Below are 17,979 nucleotides of genomic sequence, written 5' to 3'. Positions count from 1 at the left end.
AGAGGTTTTCTTTTTGGAGAATTCATGTAAAAAGGTTGTACGAAAGGCAAGTCTTCTTTTATTATTAGTAGGTATGAAAAAAGGAGAATGACGAGATGACTTCAAATTTAGAAAAAGATATATTATCAAGACGAACGTTCGCTATCATAAGTCACCCAGATGCAGGGAAAACAACGATTACAGAAAAACTTTTACTATTTGGTGGTGCGATTCGTGACGCAGGGACGGTAAAAGGGAAAAAGTCAGGGAAATTTGCAACATCTGACTGGATGGAAATCGAGAAGCAACGTGGGATTTCGGTAACATCTTCAGTTATGCAATTCGATTATAGTGGCTCACGAGTGAATATCTTGGACACACCAGGGCACCAAGATTTCTCAGAGGATACGTATCGTACATTAATGGCAGTGGACAGTGCTGTCATGGTTGTCGATGCAGCAAAAGGGATTGAGGCCCAAACATTAAAACTATTCAAAGTTTGTAAAATGCGCGGTATCCCTATTTTTACCTTTATCAATAAATTGGACCGTCAAGGTAAAGAGCCACTTGAGCTGATTGAAGAGCTAGAAGAGGTACTTGGCATTCATGCTTACCCTATGAATTGGCCTATTGGTATGGGGAAAGAGTTCCTTGGTATTTATGACCGTTATAATAAGCGTATCGAGCAGTTCCGTACAGAAGAGGGAGACCGATTCCTGCCAATCGATGAGGAAGGCGCTCTAGCTGTGGATCACCCGATGAAAGTCACTTCCTATTACTCTCAAGCAATGGACGATATCATGTTACTTAATGAAGCGGGTAATGAATATTCAGAAGAAAAAATTCGACGTGGAGAATTAACACCTGTTTTCTTCGGTTCAGCCTTGACGAACTTCGGGGTACAAACATTCCTAGAGACCTATTTACAATTTGCACCAACACCACAACCACGTATCACTGAGGATGAGCAATTTATAGATCCAGTGGAGTATGGGGAATTCTCGGGCTTCATTTTCAAAATTCAAGCCAATATGAATCCTGCACACCGTGACCGTATTGCCTTCGTACGTATTGTATCAGGGAAGTTTGAACGTGGTATGAATATGACCTTATCCCGTACAGGTAAATCTTTCAAAGTAACACAATCTACACAATTCCTAGCGGACGACCGTGAAACGGTTGACGAAGCAGTGGCTGGAGATATCATTGGTTTGTATGATACAGGTACGTATCAAATTGGTGACACAGTCGTAGGCGGCAAGAAAACATTCCAATTTGAAAAATTACCACAGTTTACACCAGAACTATTTGTCCGTGTGACGGCGAAAAACGTCATGAAATCGAAGCAATTCCATAAGGGGATTCTACAATTAGTGCAAGAAGGTGCGATTCAATACTACAAAACGTTGCATACAGAAGAAGTTATTCTTGGTGCAGTCGGTCAATTACAATTTGAGGTATTCGAGCATCGCATGAAAAACGAATATAATGTTGAAGTAAAAATGGAGCCGATTGGTTCAAAAATTGCACGCTGGATTGAAAACGAGGACGAGGTCAAAGAGTCAATGTCTTCAGGACGTTCTATGCTTGTAAAAGATCGCTTTGACAATTATGTATTCCTATTTGAAAATGAATTTGCTATGCGTTGGTTCGCTGATAAAAACGAGCACATTAAATTGTATAGTCTATTGTAAAATAACAACACGAATCGACATTTAAGCGATTCGTGTTTTTTTACAAGGAAAAAAGGGGATATGTGTTGAATATATACAGTATTAGGAATACCTATCGGGTGCCAATCTTCAACTTACAAGATACATGAAGATTCCATTACCTATAAGTGCTTACTATAGAATACATACATTAACTCTTCGCTTCACATCAGTGGCATGTGGGACGTACTTAACGTTCCTAACTATTTACAATGTCTCCGCCGATTTTAATTTCACTTTATAAAAAATTCTCCTTTTCGGCAATAGTAATAAGGAAGAGAAGAAAAAGGAGTTTATACAACATGAACATTAGTGATTTTTCGATTAAAAGGCCAGTTTTCACCATCGTTACGATGTTGCTCGTTATTATTTTAGGTGGCGTATCATTACTAAAAATACCAATCACGCTTATACCTGAGCTAAATCCACCCATTGGTGTCGTTGTCACAACCTATCCGGGGGCAAGCCCAACAGAGGTAAATGAGAAAATAACTAAGCCACTAGAAACAACATTGGCTACTTTACCAGGTATAAAAAAAATTCAGTCTACCTCACAGGAAGGGGCAAATTTAATTGTACTAGAGTTTAATTGGTCAACAAATATAGAGGATGTTCAGCTAGATATTTTGCAACGTATTGATATGACACCACTACCAAATGATGCAGAGAAACCAAGTTTTCTAAAATTTGATCCGTCGCAATTTCCAATAATCCAGCTTTCTTTACGTGCTGAAAATGACAATGTGGACGTGCGCGTTTTGGCGGATGCTTTGGAAAAAGAGCTTCGTCGTACAGAAGGGGTTGCCAGTGTAAATGTGTCAGGTAAGCTGGTAGAAGAAGTACAAGTAACATTGGATGAAGCGAAACTGAAGGAAAGAGGTTTAACGCAGGCAGATATTATTCAAATTATTCAAATGAATAATATTTCACTTCCAGGTGAACCGGTATCGACTGCAGATGGAAAGATGCTGACGACACGAATTATTAGTACGTTAACATCACCGGAAACTATTGCTGATTTAATCGTTTCGGTAAATCCCATAGACGGACAGTCCTTAACAGTAGGAGATGTAGCGACGGTTGAACGTACGGAACAAAAATCTATCACAGAAACACGCGCTAATGATCATCCAGCAGTATTAATGTCCGTTCTACAAGAATCAGGCGCCAATACTGCTGAAGTGTCAAGAGCCTTTCAACAGGCATTAGAAGATCTACTCGCGCAAGAAAAATATAATGATGTAGTAGCCGATGTGTTAGTAGATCAAGGTAATTATGTGGATGCAGCAATTCGTAATATAAGCACTTCACTGCTAGTTGGTGGCCTATTTGCAATGCTTGTTTTGTTTGTCTTTTTACGTGGTGTGAAAAGCCCAATTATTATTGGGATTGCTATTCCGTATTCGGTTATCGTTACATTTGTTTTAATGTTTTTTGCCAATTTCTCACTTAATATTATGACGTTAGGAGCATTAGCACTCGGTATTGGGATGCTAGTTGATAATGCCATCGTCGTGATTGAAAATATTGAACGCCATTTAGGCCTTGGCAAAGAGCCAATAGAAGCGGCTAAGCAAGGGACGAAGGAAGTGGCGTTAGCAATCACTGCATCTACATTGACTACAATAGCTGTCTTCATTCCTGTTATGTTTATTGAAGGCTTAATTGGGCAAATTTTTACGGAATTTGCACTTACAATTTCCTTTAGCCTAATTGCCTCATTGACGGTCGCATTAACGGTCGTACCGATGCTGGCAAGCCGTTTTTTAACCAAGAAAATCAAAAATATTAATGAGCTTCGTCAAGAATCTTCATTTTATAAGCGTTACAAGGCATCCGTTATATGGGTATTGCAGCATCGAATACTTGTACTAATGACGACTATTTTTCTTTTTGCCTTATCATTATTTGGTTTAATGAAAATCGGTACCGAGTTTTTACCAGCAACAGATGAAGGGTTTGTATCTGTGAACGTGAATCTTGAAAAAGGAGCCGCAGTATCAGAAACAGAAAAGGTTGTTGCTAAAATCGAGAGTCGCTTGAAAGAAGAGCAAGATGTTGATGTATATGTCAGCCTAATTGGTGGTACCCAACAATCGCAATCTCGAGGACAGACAAGTGCCAACCAAGCAGAAATGTATGTGAAACTGGTGCCACTGGCAAATCGACAACGCTCAATTTTTGAATTTGTTGAAGAGGTTGAGAAAGATTTAAAAACAGAGCTTGGAACGCAAGCTGATATCACCTTCAATGTATCAACGACTTCCGGCTCATCGCCGAATACATTAACGTTCCGTTTAACGGATTCAAATGAGCAGAGTCTTCATAAAGCGGTTGAAAAAGTACAGAAGGAGCTCTTGAAAATTGAGCCAGTTACAAATGTTATGACTGATTTGGATAATACGGTACAAGAAATTCAAATTGAAGTCGATCGTGAAAAGGCAAAGGACTATGGCTTCTTACCGGCACAAATTGCACAAACCGTTAATCAAATGACAAAAGGTCAATTTACCTCGCAAATGATTGCTGAGGATGGAGCAGTATTATCAATCTTTACAGGCTTTGGACAGGCTTTTAATGACAGTGTCGACTCATTAAAGGCGATGCAACTTCGTTCACCTGCAGGACTTTTTGTCAAACTAGAGGATATTGCATCAGTGTCAGTGCAGGAAGGACCGATATCCATTCGACGTTCCGATCAAGCGGCTGCAGTAGCATTTTTTGTTGACTATGAAACGAAGGAGTCACTTGGCAGCATATCAAATAAGGTTGATGCAGCTTTGGAGAAAGCTAAATTACCTTCTGAAACTCAAATTGTCTTTAGTGGGGATCGAGAGCTTTATGATAGTGCCATCGATGATATGCTTTTAGCGGTTGCACTTGCAGTAGTGCTAGTTTATATTGTCATGGCTGCGCAGTTTGAATCCTTTAAATATCCATTCGTCATAATGTTCACGGTGCCATTGATGATTATTGGTGTGGCGATTGCGATGTTTGCTACGAACACATTAATCGGTGTGACATCTGTGATAGGTATCTTAGTACTTGTCGGCATTGTCGTGAATAATGGGATTGTACTAGTCGATTATATCAATCAGCAAAAGGACAGAGGATTGGCTCCCTATGAGGCGATTTTACTTGCCACCCAAGATCGCCTTCGCCCAATATTAATGACTGCACTTACAACTATTCTAGGGTTACTACCGCTTGCATTTGGCATTGGTGAAGGAGCAGAGATGAATCAACCGATGGGCATCGCTGTCATTGGGGGACTTGTGACATCCACTTTGCTGACTTTATACATTGTGCCGATTGTTTATAGCTTGATCGATAAAGAAACAAGAAAAATGCAGTAGAGACAAGGGGGAATGGGAGATGAGTGTTCATTTTTTTACAGGCTTTCCAGGGTTCATCTCAAGTCAGTTAATTCGTGAGTTATTTCGAAAAAATAAAACACAAAAAGTCATCGCTATAGTCTTAACAGGAGAATTACCAAAGGCTGATCTAGAAAAAAATGATATACTGGCAGACTTTCCAAATTGCTCGATTCAGCTGATAGAAGGGGATATTACGCTCCCAAACATTGGGCTTGAAAATCAAATAATGCAGGAGATTTTACCACAAATTGACGTGATGTGGCATTTAGCGGCTATATACGATTTAGCAGTACCACGTGATATAGCCTGGAAGGTAAATGTTCATGGAACTGCGATGGTCAATGATTTTGTGCGGATACTACCCAATTTAAAACGCTATATGTATTTTAGTACGGCATATGTAGCGGGGTCACGAGAAGGGGTTTTACGTGAGAATGAGCTAATTCGACCGCGTGCTTTTAAAAACTATTATGAGGAAACAAAATTTGAGGCTGAACATCGTGTGGAAGATTTAAAATTGGAAATTCCCATAACAATTATTCGCCCTGGCATTGTACGAGGACATTCTGAAACAGGCGAAACGATTAAATTTGATGGCCCGTATTTCTTTTTAAATATGGTAGATAAGTTAAAATGTTTACCGTTCATTCCGTATATCGGAGATTCTAATTCATCGATAAATGTCGTACCAGTGGATTATATTTTAAAAGCCTCTATATTTATAATGGATGAAAAAAGCGCTGAAGGGAAAACCTTGCATTTGACAGACCCTAATCCTCATCCTGTACAGGAAGTGTATCGTACAATGGTAAAACTAGTGACGAATCACTATCCAAAGGGACGATTACCCCTGTTTCTTGCAAAAAAATCGTTGCGAGTACCATATGTTCGCAAAAAGTTAGGCGTTGAGCAAGAAACTTTAGATTATTTAACATGGAATGCTCTATTTGATACAACAGAAGCCGTTACTATTTTACAAAAGGGCGGTATAACATGCCCTGACTTTATACAGACTATGCCAAAGATGGTTGATTTTTATTTAGCCCATAAAGAAGATGAAAGCTTTCAAATACAGATTAAATGATGCTAGATATTTTTGTCAGCAATAAATGATAGTGCTATAATAAACACGACAGAAGAAAACCTTTTGACATTTGTCAAAGAGAAGTAGCGAGCAGATGCGAGTGATGTATCTAGATTCACATTCGTCAACAGAAGGTGAAAACCATCGGGTGTGAGAGCACATGACTGAAGTGAAGATATAAAACCCACAAATAGTGGAGATTTATGCACTAAAAGCGAAGTAACAGGTATAAATTGCTTAGCAAGGGAGGTGTCTCAAAGTCATTTGAGACACCTCCTTCTGTGCGGCGGACATAGTGATGTACTAAAATGGCCTAGTTATCATGGGCATCAAAATATACTCTGCATAGTAACGGTAAGGAGAGGTACCCCTCAAGCTGAACAAGAAGAACCTAGTTAGCTAGGGGACGATTGACTGACCGTAAAAGCCCGATTGGTACAGCTAACATTTATCGCATTTGGCTTATTAGGAGCTTCCTTTTCTTTTGCAATCTATAGTAATTGTGAGTTATTAGGGTATACAAAGCTTAAAGGAGGCACATTTAATGGAAGCAATATTATTACAATATGGCTGGGTACTCATTGTACTAGTAGTATTAGAAGGATTATTAGCAGCAGACAACGCGGTTGTAATGGCTGTAATGGTAAAACACTTACCACATGAACAACAAAAGAAAGCATTATTTTACGGATTATTTGGGGCATTAATATTCCGATTCTCTGCGCTGTTTGTTATTACAGTGTTGGTAAATTACTGGCAAATCCAAGCGGTAGGAGCAGCCTATTTACTATTCATGTCTGCCAAAAATATTTATGACTTGAAAAAACACAAAGACGAGCCTGAAGAAGAATATGAGGGGAAACCTAAAAAAAAGGGTTCTGGTTTTTGGATGACTGTTATTAAAGTAGAAGCAGCAGATATAGCTTTTGCCATTGATTCTATGCTAGCTGCAGTGGCGATAGCTGTGACATTGCCACATTTGGGTAATTTTGATATAGGGGGTATTAATGGCGGACAATTTATTGTCATGTTACTTGGAGGCTTTATTGGGGTTATTATGATGCGATTTGCAGCACAATGGTTTGTGAAAGTATTAAATGATTATCCTTCACTTGAAACAGCCGCATTTTTAATTGTTGGTTGGGTAGGTGTGAAGCTTGTTGTTTTAACATTAGCGCATAAAAATGTGGGTGTTTTACCGGCGGATTTCCCACATTCAACAGCATGGGAATTAACCTTCTGGATTGTTTTAATAGCAATAGCATTAGGTGGATACTTAATAGGGGTACGAAATAAAAAAGGTAACTAAATAATGTTATGAGGCTGTCCCAAAAATCGCCAAACTCTAAGGGGTGCTGCTCGCTTTCTATCGGCAATGCACGAGCCCACAGAGTCTCTGGCTAAAAATAGCAGCATGCTATGTGTATTCTTAGCATACTATTTTTACTTTTAGGACAGCCCTTTCTTTTTATAACTATTTTTTCTATACTAATATCAAGTTTGTCATCAAGAGGTGGAAGGGGTTGGTGAGGTGCCGTGGAAAAAATCATCGAATAAACTCGTGACACCGTTTCAGGTACTTGTTTCTTATTATTTTATAGCAATAGCGATTTCCTTCCTGTTATTAAGACTTCCTGGCGTACATAAAGCTGGTGTGGATGTTTCACTACTAGATAGCTTATTTACGGCAGTGAGTGCTGTTAGTGTGACAGGTTTGACGACATTTAATATTTCAGCAACCTACACAACATTTGGCCTTGTCATGGTTCTTGTGATTTTGCAACTAGGTGCAATTGGTATTATGTCACTCGGTACCTTTGTTTGGTTGCTTGTAGGGAAAAAAATTGGGATGCGTGAGCGTCAATTGATTATGATTGATCATAATCAGTACAATTTATCAGGTGTTGTCCAGCTTATTCGGGAAATTTTGAAAATCTTAATTGGTATTGAATTAGTAGGAGCTATTATCTTAACGGCTCATTTTATGAATTATTTCGATACGTTTGAGGAAGCACTTATTCACGGTGTCTTTGCCTCGATTTCAGCTACTACGAATGGTGGCTTTGATATTACGGGGATGAGTTTACAGCCATTTCATAATGACTATTTTGTGCAATTGGTAACGATGGTGCTGATTGTTTGTGGAGCAATAGGATTCCCAGTGTTAATTGAAGTGAAAACATTTTTACTCAATCGACACCCAAATTTCCGATTTAGCCTATTTACAAAAATTACAACATCGACATATGCGATTTTATTTGTTGTGGGAGCGCTAGTTATTTTATTGCTGGAGTCATTCCATTCCTTTAAGGGGATGCCTTGGCATGAGGCTATTTTTTCAGCAATGTATCATTCTGTTTCGACTCGTTCAGCAGGACTGACAACGTATGATGTTACATCTTTTAGTGAAGCTACGGATATTTTTATGAGCTTTTTAATGTTTATTGGTTCGTCTCCAAGTTCAGTTGGGGGAGGCATCCGAACGACGACTTTTGCCATTGCGATTTTATTCTTAATCACGTTTGCACGAGGAAGAGAGGATATTCAAGTATTTGGCCGTGAAATCCATCTAATCGATGTTTTTCGCTCATTTGTCGTTATTTTATTGGCATGCTTTATGGTGTTAACTGCCACAATTGTTTTACTGATTACGGAACCACATGCGACACTTATTCAAATTATCTTTGAAATTACCTCAGCGTTTGGAACATGTGGGATGTCCTTAGGAATCACTTCAGATTTATCGGTAATCGGTAAATTTATTATTATTATTTTAATGTTTATTGGCCGAGTCGGTTTAATATCTTTCCTTTATACACTCGGTGGTGGCGGAAGAGCAAAAAAATCAAGTTACCACTATCCTAAGGAAAGAGTCATTATTGGGTAAAAGCCTAAATCATTGGTAAAAAAAAATTTGTGGGGGGTGTATTCTTGAATTGCCCCCCTATAGTAAACTTAACGAAAGCTATTAAACAAAAAAATAATAAATTGATTTCATTAATGAAATACGCAAAAAATACATAAGAATCCCTCGCTAAAATAAGAGTCAATATTCAGTAAATATTTGCATTGATTTTTCTATTTCTTTTAGGAAGTAGATTAAAATTCAGTGGGGGGGGTAACTCACTGTATTTAATCGGTCAAAATGCATTTTGTGGTTCATTTTTTACTTGAAAGTGGCAGCTCTATATTTAAAAATCAGTAGCAGAAACAATGGTGCAATCCCCCGATGATCAATTTTGATAAATAATTTTCTAAAAATTTAAAAAAGTTTACAGCATAATTCCCGATTGTGGTTTCTTTTAATGGGTATTATTTACAATGTATACACCTTATCGCGTTAAGGATTTTGCACTAAGTTTTTTTAGTATAGTAAGAACCTCTACTAAGGAATTGTTAGGATGATAAGGTTTAATTTCAGAACCAATATTTAGCTATGCTCGCTTTAAAGAATTGTAAAGTTTATGAATAATATATGAATAACATATAAAAAAACGCTATTCCCTTTATTTATTATGGGAATAGCGTTTCTTAAATTAAAGTGAATGGATTGTTGCAAAGTATGGAGCCTGACCATGACGGAAGTAGGTTAATAAGTATCCATGTTTTTGTATTATTTTGCCTTTTGTAAAATTATGGTAATCTAAGTGGTGCGGGATAACAAGTGTATGTTTGAATAATTCTTTCTCAGATAGTTTGAAGTTAGCAAATTCTTCGCCGGCGATTTCAGGATTTTCACGTAAAGCATTATAAATAGCTTTTTGTTGTTCCTCAGAAGGCCGTTCTTTCCACCACAATTTTCGTGGCTGAAATTGTTGTGCTTTTAAATAATCAAGTTGCATTAAGCTTTGAATAATTTGTAAATCAGCATTGTCCACAGTGTCTAAAAACTCAAGTAAACGTTGGAATAGATCCTCAAGTTGATGTCCAATGCGTGACCATCCCTTAGTTTCCCAATACGTCCCAAAATTTTGGAAGAAATCAAATGGCGTTTCAAAGACTGTTGTCACTAAGTATTCAATCGTATGATCCATGCGGTGAGCGTTCCAATATTTCTCTAGCACATCCTCTGCATGCTTAATACGAACAATATCATCGAAGGTTAAAACATTATTTGAGAAAATTTCATATGGTGATAAATCCACATATGTGTAGCCAAACTTTTCAGCCTCTAAACGAAGTCCAGTACCGCGTAATAATTTCAAGAAACCAAGCTGTAACTCCTCAGGGCGCATCGCAAAGACATCATTAAAAGTTTGGCGGAAGCTTGTATAATCCTCTTCCGGTAGACCAGCGATTAAATCTAAATGCTGATCTATTTTTCCGCCTTCTTTGACCATCGTCACCGTGCGCTTTAGCTTTTCAAAGTTTTGGCGTCGTTGTACGAGCGTATTCGTTAAATCATTTGTCGACTGTACACCAATTTCAAAGCGGAATAAGCCTACAGGTGCGTTATCATTTAAAAATTGGATAACTTCAGGTCGCATGATATCGGCGGTAATCTCAAACTGGAATACAACGCCTGGCTGATGTTCATCAATTAAAAATTGGAACATTTCCATTGCATAGCTACGGCTAATATTAAAGGTACGGTCAACAAATTTAATAGTTCGTGCACCGTTATTCATTAGGAATCGAATATCTTCTTTAATTTTTTCACGGTTAAAGTAGCGCACACCTACTTCAATAGAAGATAAACAAAATTGGCAGCTAAATGGACAGCCACGACTTGTTTCGATGTATTGGATACGCTTGCTAAGATGTGGAAGATCCTCTTCAAAACGGAACGGACTCGGTAATTCACGTAAATCTATTTTTGGTGCTTGTGCGTGAATTCGTACCTTGCCATCTTCTAAATAACAAATGCCTGGTACATCTTCCAAAGCAATTTCTCCATTTAAATGGCGTAGTAATTGTTTAAATGAAGTTTCTCCTTCCCCCATCACAATGAAATCAACTTCTTCTATACGACGTAACCAATGATGGGAATCATAAGAAACCTCGGGCCCACCTAGCAAAATTTTAACATTCGGGCACACCGTTTTTAACATTTTAATTACGTGGATAGTTTCTTCAATATTCCAAATATAGCAACTAAATCCCACGATATCAGGTTTTTTTTGAAACAAATCTGATACAATGTTAAAAGCAGGGTCTTTAATTGTGTATTCTGCAATTATGGGATTAAATTCTGGTAAAGCAGCACCTTTTAAATAACGTAAGGCTAAATTTGTGTGGATATATTTTGCGTTCAATGTAGTTAAAATAGTATTCATGCACTTATCTCCTTTTCAACTTCTAATTGTAACAGTCAAATAGCTGACAAACAATATAATCCTTTTTGCCTATTTATTTTGTTAACAGTTCGTGAAATAATTTTAAATACTTAAATTTACTAAATTTTGTAATAATAGAATTGTACAGTCATAAAGTATAGTAAAGGCTCAAATTTGGAATTAGAGGTTTTTTACTCTTGTGAAAGGTTCGGTGAGAAAGTTGAAGCAAAATGATATGAATCAATGTTTTGGAAATCTTATGAAAAGTACTTCGTCACCAACACTTATTCTTAATAAAGCAGGAAAAATTTTAAATGTGAATGAGGCTGCTATTAAACTTTTTAATCTTAATTTAACCTATATTGGCTATTTATCAATGGACGAGCCATCTAATTTAAAATGGGCAAAATTCGTCAACCAACTACAAAGTGATTTAAGATCAGAAGAAATATTTAATATTCGAACGGCTAGTAATGATTTTGAAATGATGTCCTTTAAATGTTTTTATGATCCGAACACAGAAGAAATTGTCGCACAAATTTCTACATTAAATTATGATATGGCCCATGAATTATATGTTAGTCAAGAGCAGGAAAAGTCACAATCTTTCAATGCTTATGATCACTTACCCTATGCTGTTATTGTGAGTGATGCTAGCGGTATTATTCTTGGGCTAAACAAGTATGCTGAAATGTATTTAAAAATAGAAAAATCTCAGCTTTTGCATAAAGCTCATCAACATATATTCGATTCATTTTCAATGAAGAATGGGCAAATTACAACTTATCTCTCCAAGCTTATGGGGGAGAAGCATGCCAATATCCATGTTGTAGATGAAACACAAGTGGGTAGCACTTGCTACTATGAAATCTCCAGCATTTTTGACGAGTATAACAACATTATTGTCACAGTAATTAATGATGAAACTGAAAAGAAACAATTACAGCATAAAATTGAACATCAACAAGCTTTAAATGTTGTTGGTCAAATGGCAGCTAGCATTGCTCATGAGATTCGTAATCCGTTAACTTCTTTAAAAGGCTTTACGGAATTGCTAAAGCTCAATGCAGATGAAGAATCACACATGTATTTATCTGTAATAGATAGTGAGTTACAACGGATGGAACAAATTTTATCGGAGCTGTTAGTATTGTCCAAGCCGACTAGTATGAAGGTGGAGTTAATCGAATTAGATCATATTGTGAAACAAGTAATAGAATTTATGTTACCAGATGCACTTATGAAGAAAATAATGATTCAATATATTTCCTCATCTACTCAAGTGTATATTGGTGGTAATGAAAATCGCTTAAAGCAAGTATTTATGAATCTTATAAAAAATGCGATGGAATCCATGCATAACGGCGGAACAATAACGGTAGAAATGAATACTATAGACTGTGCAATCGTTGAATTAATGATTAAAGACGAAGGAATTGGGATGGATAGCACTACGATTCAAAATTTATTTCAACCTTTTTACACGACAAAATCAACAGGGACAGGTCTGGGCCTTGCTTTCGTGAAAAAAGTGGTTGAAGAGCATGAAGGTGTTATAGATGTGAACAGTGAAATTCAGAAGGGGACATGCTTCCATATGCAATTTCCAATTTACACATTCAACCAAATTGATTCGTTAGAAGTTTCTACAAAAGATTCTGCTTATTTAGTAACATAGTGAAAGTAATAATGTTTGTATAGGCACTAACTAGATATGAAATGATGAAGCTTTTGACAATACTTTTCTAAAGTCGCTATAATGGCAATTATAAAGTGCGAATTGAGAGGAAAAGGCTATGACGTCAGAAGATTTAAAGCAATCTTTAAAATTATTTATTGTATTATCACGTGCACATAAAGCAATTACTGAAACAACTAATCACTTTTTTCAAGCAAATGGATTAAATCCTACTGAGTTTGCGGTTTTAGAGCTTCTTTATCATAAAGGACGACAACCGTTACAGCAAATAGGAAATAAAATACTACTTGCAAGTGGTTCGATTACGTATGTAATTGATAAGCTTGAAAAAAGAGGTTATTTATTGCGTGTTTCTTGTCCATCAGATCGCCGAGTTACCTATGCAGAAATTACTGCTAAGGGAGAAACTTTTATGGGCGAATTATTCCCAGAGCATGAACGGCATTTGCATAAATTGATGAGTGCACTGTCAGAAGAAGAAAAAGATGAAGCCATTGCATTATTAAAAAAATTGGGTTTATCGATTAAAGATTTGTCTTATTAACAGGAGTTGTCTCAAATGAACTTTTGAGGCAACTCTTTTAGTATGCGTTCAAACAAACAATGTATTGATGGTGATAATTCACGTGGAATGTCCGTTAGCATCCATTTTTAACACGTTAGAAGGTCTTAAAATGCATGTAACAATCCATTGAGTAATTTTCCATACGAAGCAAAAAAGAGGTCTTAGAAAGACTTCTAAGACCCCACAGGGATTGCATATTATTTTTTAGATATAGTAGCTGCCATGGCAAGCATTGCGGCTGTTAAGTCTTGTTCATCATTATCATGAATCGTAATTTTTGAAATAAGACCATCTTTCTCGAACACAACACCGATTACTTTTTCTGTATCAAAGTCTACAACATAACTGTCAATGTTTTTAACATCTTTGAAAACTGCAAGTTCTTCAGCAGATAATGCTACTGTAGTTCCAACTGCATTCATGTAGTCTTGCATAGATGTTTTCACAGCATCATAACTTGTTTCAGATGCAGTAGTAGTTTCGACGCGCATAAATACTTCATCATCTTCGTTTGACACTAGCATATCTTTACCTGGTTCTTCTTGTGAAAGTGTAAATCCTGGTAACTGTTGTAATTTATAGCCTTGGTCAACGCTTTTTGATTCAGTTGCAGTTGCTGATTTGTCTACGCCTTTTTGTACGTAATTAATTTCTTGTTCTACTTTAGCCTCTGCATTTGTTTTTGAGTCATCTGTAGTAGGCGTTTCTTGCTCTTTGTCTGCAGTTCCACTCTCAGTAGGTTCTTGTTCAGTCGCTGTGTTTGCTGGTTCATTTTGTGCAGCATCTGATTCCTCTGTTTTATCTGTAGTGTTACACCCCACAAATAAAACGGCTGTTAGTAATAATGCAATCATTGAAAATAATTTTTTTTGCATGAAAAGCCCTCCTTTTCTATATTAAACGTTGGTAAAAGATAAAATGTTTCCTAAATTTTTTGTTATGATGTTAAAGGCAACACCAAAAACAATAATAGTACAAAAACGACATGAGCGACAATAACTAACGGCATACTTTTACGCCATTCATATAAAAAGCCCCAGATTAGACTGGCTACAAGTGACGCAATCATCCCAAGCATAAAGCCACTTAAAGCGAAGGACATGGCACATAGTAATGCAGTTAATAGCACAGCGAAACTAGGACGCATAAAGCGTTTAATTTGTTGCTGTACATAACCACGCCAAAATAGTTCTTCACCGATGGCTACAATGAATACAAGTAAAATGTAATGCCAAATATTTTGTGGGCCATAAATCGTTAAAAACTTTTGTACGGACTTTACTAACTGGTCATTTATGAATGGAGCGAGCCAATAACCAAATCGTATAATGCCATATGTGATTGTGCCGTAACCGATACCAAAAAGTAAAAATTGCCAAGTAGGTAACTGATCTTCAATTTTACCAGCAAGAATAGCAATGGCAATGCATACGAGTAAGGTGAATGCATATAAGTACCAAAATACAGCCGGGTTAGCAAAAGTATAAGCAAGCATGCCATAAACGAATAATAAAGAAAGGAGAAGTATTATTGTTTGTTTCGAATTTGTAAGCATAATTCGACCTCCATACTTTAATATTATCAAAAAAAAAGTCCCTTATCATCTATTAAGACAAAAAGGGACTATTCAGACTATTAGGCTTCACTTGCATTTAGAATTTTGTAGCGTTTATGGTTGATGACCGTCTTCTCTTCAATTTCAAGGGAATCAAAATTCTCCATATATGTTAAATCAACGATCACCGAATTTTCATTTACTTTTTCAACAATACCTTGTAAACCATTTTTAAACTCGATAATATTTCCAACTTCAGCTATTTTCACAGACAGTCAGCTCCTTCATCGACTAATAATATACAGTTTGCATCAAAAAAAGGGAAACGTAAAGCTTTTTTTGAATAATTCATAATTAATTACACAAAATAAGAAATAAGAAGGGAATAGTAAAAATGGATAAATATGAAAATATGCTTAAACAATTACAAAATGGGGAAATAGACAGTATCGAAATTGATAAGGACGCGTTTTATGAGTTTCGTGAAGTACTTGTTAAACACCCTTTCTTTAAACATTTTAGAGGTGATGCGAAACAAAATGGACGAATAATATACACGTATTTGGAAATACCTAGAAGTTAATTTGTCGAACATTGTCGTAAGTTAATGCTGTAAGAAATGAAATATAAATGTATAATAATGGTATGATTATTTGTATGTTGGAGGGTTGTATGAATGGTCAATCTACTCTTGAAACAAATGGAACAAACTCGTGAGATGATGATTCGCTCCGGTGTAGAAAACGGGTTACAAAATGCAAAAACCATTCAACTGAGCCGCAGATTAGATCAGTTAATGAATACTTATTATAGACAGACAGCATTTGAAGAAAATGAAGACCATGATGATTTGTTTCAGTATTCAGAGTAAAAAAACTTTTTAAATAAGATGTTTAAAAAGCATTTATTGGGGAATAAATATATTGAACACAGCAACATTCTCATTTCCCCCTTTAGAGCAGTGATAACCCATCACCTGCTCTCTTTTTTTTGCTTATTCGGTATATATGCAATACGCAAAAATTTTAGTACAAGTCAATGTGAAGAGTTTGAATTATTGCACTAATTCAACTACACTAAAAACACATAAAAATTGCTAATTCGATTGTTTCTGAGATTTGTCGGGAGCCGGGAATTTGTCGAATAGTATTCAAAGGAGTTATTACATATGGGAAAAGAACGTATTGCATTTATTGGCGCTGGTGTTATGGGTGCTAGCATCATCAAGCATTTACTACTAAATGGTCATGCAGTATCCGTCTATACGCGAACGAAAGAAAAAGCACAGCCACTTGTAGCACTAGGCGCTAGATGGGCAAGTTCGCCTGCCGAAGCATTTAAAGATATGGATATTGCCTTAACAATGGTAGGGTATCCAACAGATGTTGAAGAAGTTTATTTTGGAGACAATGGTTTATTTCAAACTGCTGAGGCGGGCAATATTATGATTGATATGACTACTTCAGAGCCGACGCTTGCCAAGAAAATTTTTACACATGCACAGACCCTAAACGTCGAGGCATTAGATGCACCTGTTTCTGGTGGGGATATTGGTGCTCAAAATGGTACATTGTCGATTATGGTAGGCGGGAATCAGGCTACATTTAATAGTGTTTTACCAGTGATGAGCCATTTTGGTGCAAATATTGTTTATCAAGGTGAAGCAGGGGCTGGACAGCATGCAAAAATGTGCAATCAAATCGTTATTGCTTCTGGCATGATTGGTGTGTGTGAATCACTTGCTTACGGTTTAAAGGCTGGGCTTGATTTACCAACAGTATTACAGTCGATTTCTTCCGGTGCCGCTGGATCATGGTCTTTAAGTAATTTGGCACCACGTATGATTCAGGAAGATTATGCTCCAGGTTTTTATATCAAGCATTTTGTAAAAGATATGAAAATTGCTTTAGACGAAGCACAAAAAATGGGAATTATGTTACCGGGCTTAGCGCTTGCTTATGACATGTATGAAAAGCTAATTGAAGCAGGTTATGGTGACAATGGCACACAGACGCTAATAAAGACTTATAGATAAATGCCTGAAAGTTAGCGATGAAGGATCTTCGCACGTTCATCACATATATTAAAGTTAGATTTTAAGACAATAAATTAAAACCCGAAGTATCATCTCAAACGAAGAGGGATGCTTCGGGTTTTTATATAGAAAGCAACTCACTACCACACAGAAAATAGCGAGCTACAAGAAGCATTACTCTTTATCAAACAGTTTTGCGTCTATAGAATAACTAGAAGCCCCTGCAAGTGCAAAGTATAAAGCCATTGCAGCTAAAGCTAAATCTAATTCATAACCAGCCAAGCCATTTGCCCCAATAAAGCCAACGCTAAGTTTTGCTGTAAAGATTGCAACAACCATTGTAATTGTCAGTAAAGCGCCAAAAATTCTTGTACCTAATCCTAAAATAATGGCAATACCTCCGACAAGTTCTATAATGGCAACAATATAAGCCATAAAGCCAGGTATACCAATCACATCAAAATAATCTGCTGTGAATCCAATACCCCCCTGAAACTTTTGAAATCCATGGACTGCAAAGATAATGCCAAGTACGACACGTAAAATAGTTGAACCGATATTTTGCATAGTGATTAACTCCTTTTTGTTTTTAGACTTACATTTCGTAACTTAGTTTATTTTTAAAAACAACTTTTGTCAAGTAACTAAATTTTATTTTCGGGAATGGTTTTCGGAAAAATGATATACTGTTATATAG

At 36.7% G+C, this 17,979-nt stretch carries 15 protein-coding genes; 10 read left to right on the top strand and 5 right to left on the bottom strand.

All coding sequences use genetic code 11. The features are described 5' to 3' along the window. Positions 1-95 precede the first annotated feature (95 nt). From C9J35_RS02385 to C9J35_RS02365, 5 genes are all read left to right on the top strand, one after another. The gene (locus tag C9J35_RS02385; protein ID WP_107923269.1) at positions 96-1,673 is read left to right on the top strand and encodes a peptide chain release factor 3; all 1,578 of its coding nucleotides are present in this window, start codon (positions 96-98) and stop codon (positions 1,671-1,673) included. 320 nt (positions 1,674-1,993) lie between these two features. Next, positions 1,994-5,047: an efflux RND transporter permease subunit gene (locus C9J35_RS02380; RefSeq protein ID WP_107923268.1), complete on the top strand. Its 3,054-nt coding sequence runs from the start codon at positions 1,994-1,996 to the stop codon at positions 5,045-5,047. A gap of 19 nt (positions 5,048-5,066) precedes the next feature. Beyond that, entirely contained in the window at positions 5,067-6,152 is a 1,086-nt protein-coding gene (locus C9J35_RS02375) for an SDR family oxidoreductase (protein ID WP_107923267.1), read from the top strand. Between the two features lie 544 nt (positions 6,153-6,696). Then, positions 6,697-7,461: a TerC family protein gene (locus C9J35_RS02370; RefSeq protein ID WP_107923266.1), complete on the top strand. Its 765-nt coding sequence runs from the start codon at positions 6,697-6,699 to the stop codon at positions 7,459-7,461. Between the two features lie 222 nt (positions 7,462-7,683). Further along, positions 7,684-9,039, top strand: a complete 1,356-nt coding sequence (locus C9J35_RS02365; protein ID WP_107923265.1) for a TrkH family potassium uptake protein — start codon at positions 7,684-7,686, stop codon at positions 9,037-9,039. A gap of 649 nt (positions 9,040-9,688) precedes the next feature. Here the strand turns inward: C9J35_RS02365 and C9J35_RS02360 are convergent. Continuing rightward, positions 9,689-11,428, bottom strand: a complete 1,740-nt coding sequence (locus C9J35_RS02360; RefSeq protein ID WP_107923264.1) for a B12-binding domain-containing radical SAM protein — start codon at positions 11,426-11,428, stop codon at positions 9,689-9,691. Positions 11,429-11,663: 235 nt separating this feature from the next. On the opposite strand from C9J35_RS02360, the gene C9J35_RS02355 reads away from it, so the two are divergent. Together C9J35_RS02355 and C9J35_RS02350 are read left to right on the top strand one after the other, a co-directional pair. After that, positions 11,664-13,106 (top strand): PAS domain-containing sensor histidine kinase, encoded by a 1,443-nt coding sequence (locus C9J35_RS02355; RefSeq protein WP_235616175.1) that lies wholly within the window; start codon positions 11,664-11,666, stop codon positions 13,104-13,106. Positions 13,107-13,224: 118 nt separating this feature from the next. Continuing rightward, on the top strand, positions 13,225-13,671 hold the full coding sequence (locus C9J35_RS02350; protein WP_107923262.1) for a MarR family winged helix-turn-helix transcriptional regulator: 447 nt from the start codon (positions 13,225-13,227) through the stop codon (positions 13,669-13,671). A gap of 218 nt (positions 13,672-13,889) precedes the next feature. Here C9J35_RS02350 and C9J35_RS02345 read toward each other — a convergent pair whose 3' ends face one another. The 3 genes from C9J35_RS02345 to C9J35_RS02335 form a co-directional block, all read right to left on the bottom strand. Beyond that, positions 13,890-14,567 (bottom strand): DUF8580 domain-containing lipoprotein, encoded by a 678-nt coding sequence (locus C9J35_RS02345; protein WP_107923261.1) that lies wholly within the window; start codon positions 14,565-14,567, stop codon positions 13,890-13,892. 62 nt (positions 14,568-14,629) lie between these two features. Continuing rightward, a complete protein-coding gene (locus C9J35_RS02340; RefSeq protein ID WP_054767059.1) occupies positions 14,630-15,247 on the bottom strand; it encodes a CPBP family intramembrane glutamic endopeptidase in 618 nt (205 codons plus the stop codon). Between the two features lie 80 nt (positions 15,248-15,327). Then, complete coding sequence (locus C9J35_RS02335; RefSeq protein ID WP_010858198.1) at positions 15,328-15,516, bottom strand: YkvS family protein; 189 nt, start codon at positions 15,514-15,516, stop codon at positions 15,328-15,330. A gap of 125 nt (positions 15,517-15,641) precedes the next feature. Here C9J35_RS02335 and ykzS point away from each other — a divergent pair, with 125 nt between their 5' ends. The 3 genes from ykzS (at position 15,642) to C9J35_RS02320 (ending at position 17,282) form a co-directional block, all read left to right on the top strand. Further along, on the top strand, positions 15,642-15,830 hold the full coding sequence (gene ykzS / locus C9J35_RS02330) for a protein YkzS (protein WP_054767060.1): 189 nt from the start codon (positions 15,642-15,644) through the stop codon (positions 15,828-15,830). A 93-nt stretch (positions 15,831-15,923) separates the two neighbouring features. Then, positions 15,924-16,118, top strand: a complete 195-nt coding sequence (locus C9J35_RS02325) for an aspartyl-phosphate phosphatase Spo0E family protein (protein WP_010858200.1) — start codon at positions 15,924-15,926, stop codon at positions 16,116-16,118. Between the two features lie 297 nt (positions 16,119-16,415). Then, the gene (locus C9J35_RS02320) at positions 16,416-17,282 is read left to right on the top strand and encodes an NAD(P)-dependent oxidoreductase (protein WP_107923260.1); all 867 of its coding nucleotides are present in this window, start codon (positions 16,416-16,418) and stop codon (positions 17,280-17,282) included. Positions 17,283-17,456: 174 nt separating this feature from the next. Here C9J35_RS02320 and C9J35_RS02315 read toward each other — a convergent pair whose 3' ends face one another. Next, the gene (locus C9J35_RS02315; RefSeq protein ID WP_107923259.1) at positions 17,457-17,849 is read right to left on the bottom strand and encodes a DoxX family protein; all 393 of its coding nucleotides are present in this window, start codon (positions 17,847-17,849) and stop codon (positions 17,457-17,459) included. Between the last annotated feature and the right edge of the window lie 130 nt (positions 17,850-17,979).

Origin of the sequence: Lysinibacillus parviboronicapiens (assembly GCF_003049575.1) — a bacterium.
GTDB classification, from domain to species: Bacteria; Bacillota; Bacilli; order Bacillales_A; family Planococcaceae; genus Lysinibacillus; species Lysinibacillus parviboronicapiens.
Note: the sequence above shows the minus strand (reverse complement) of the source record. Positions and strands in the feature narration are given on the sequence as shown.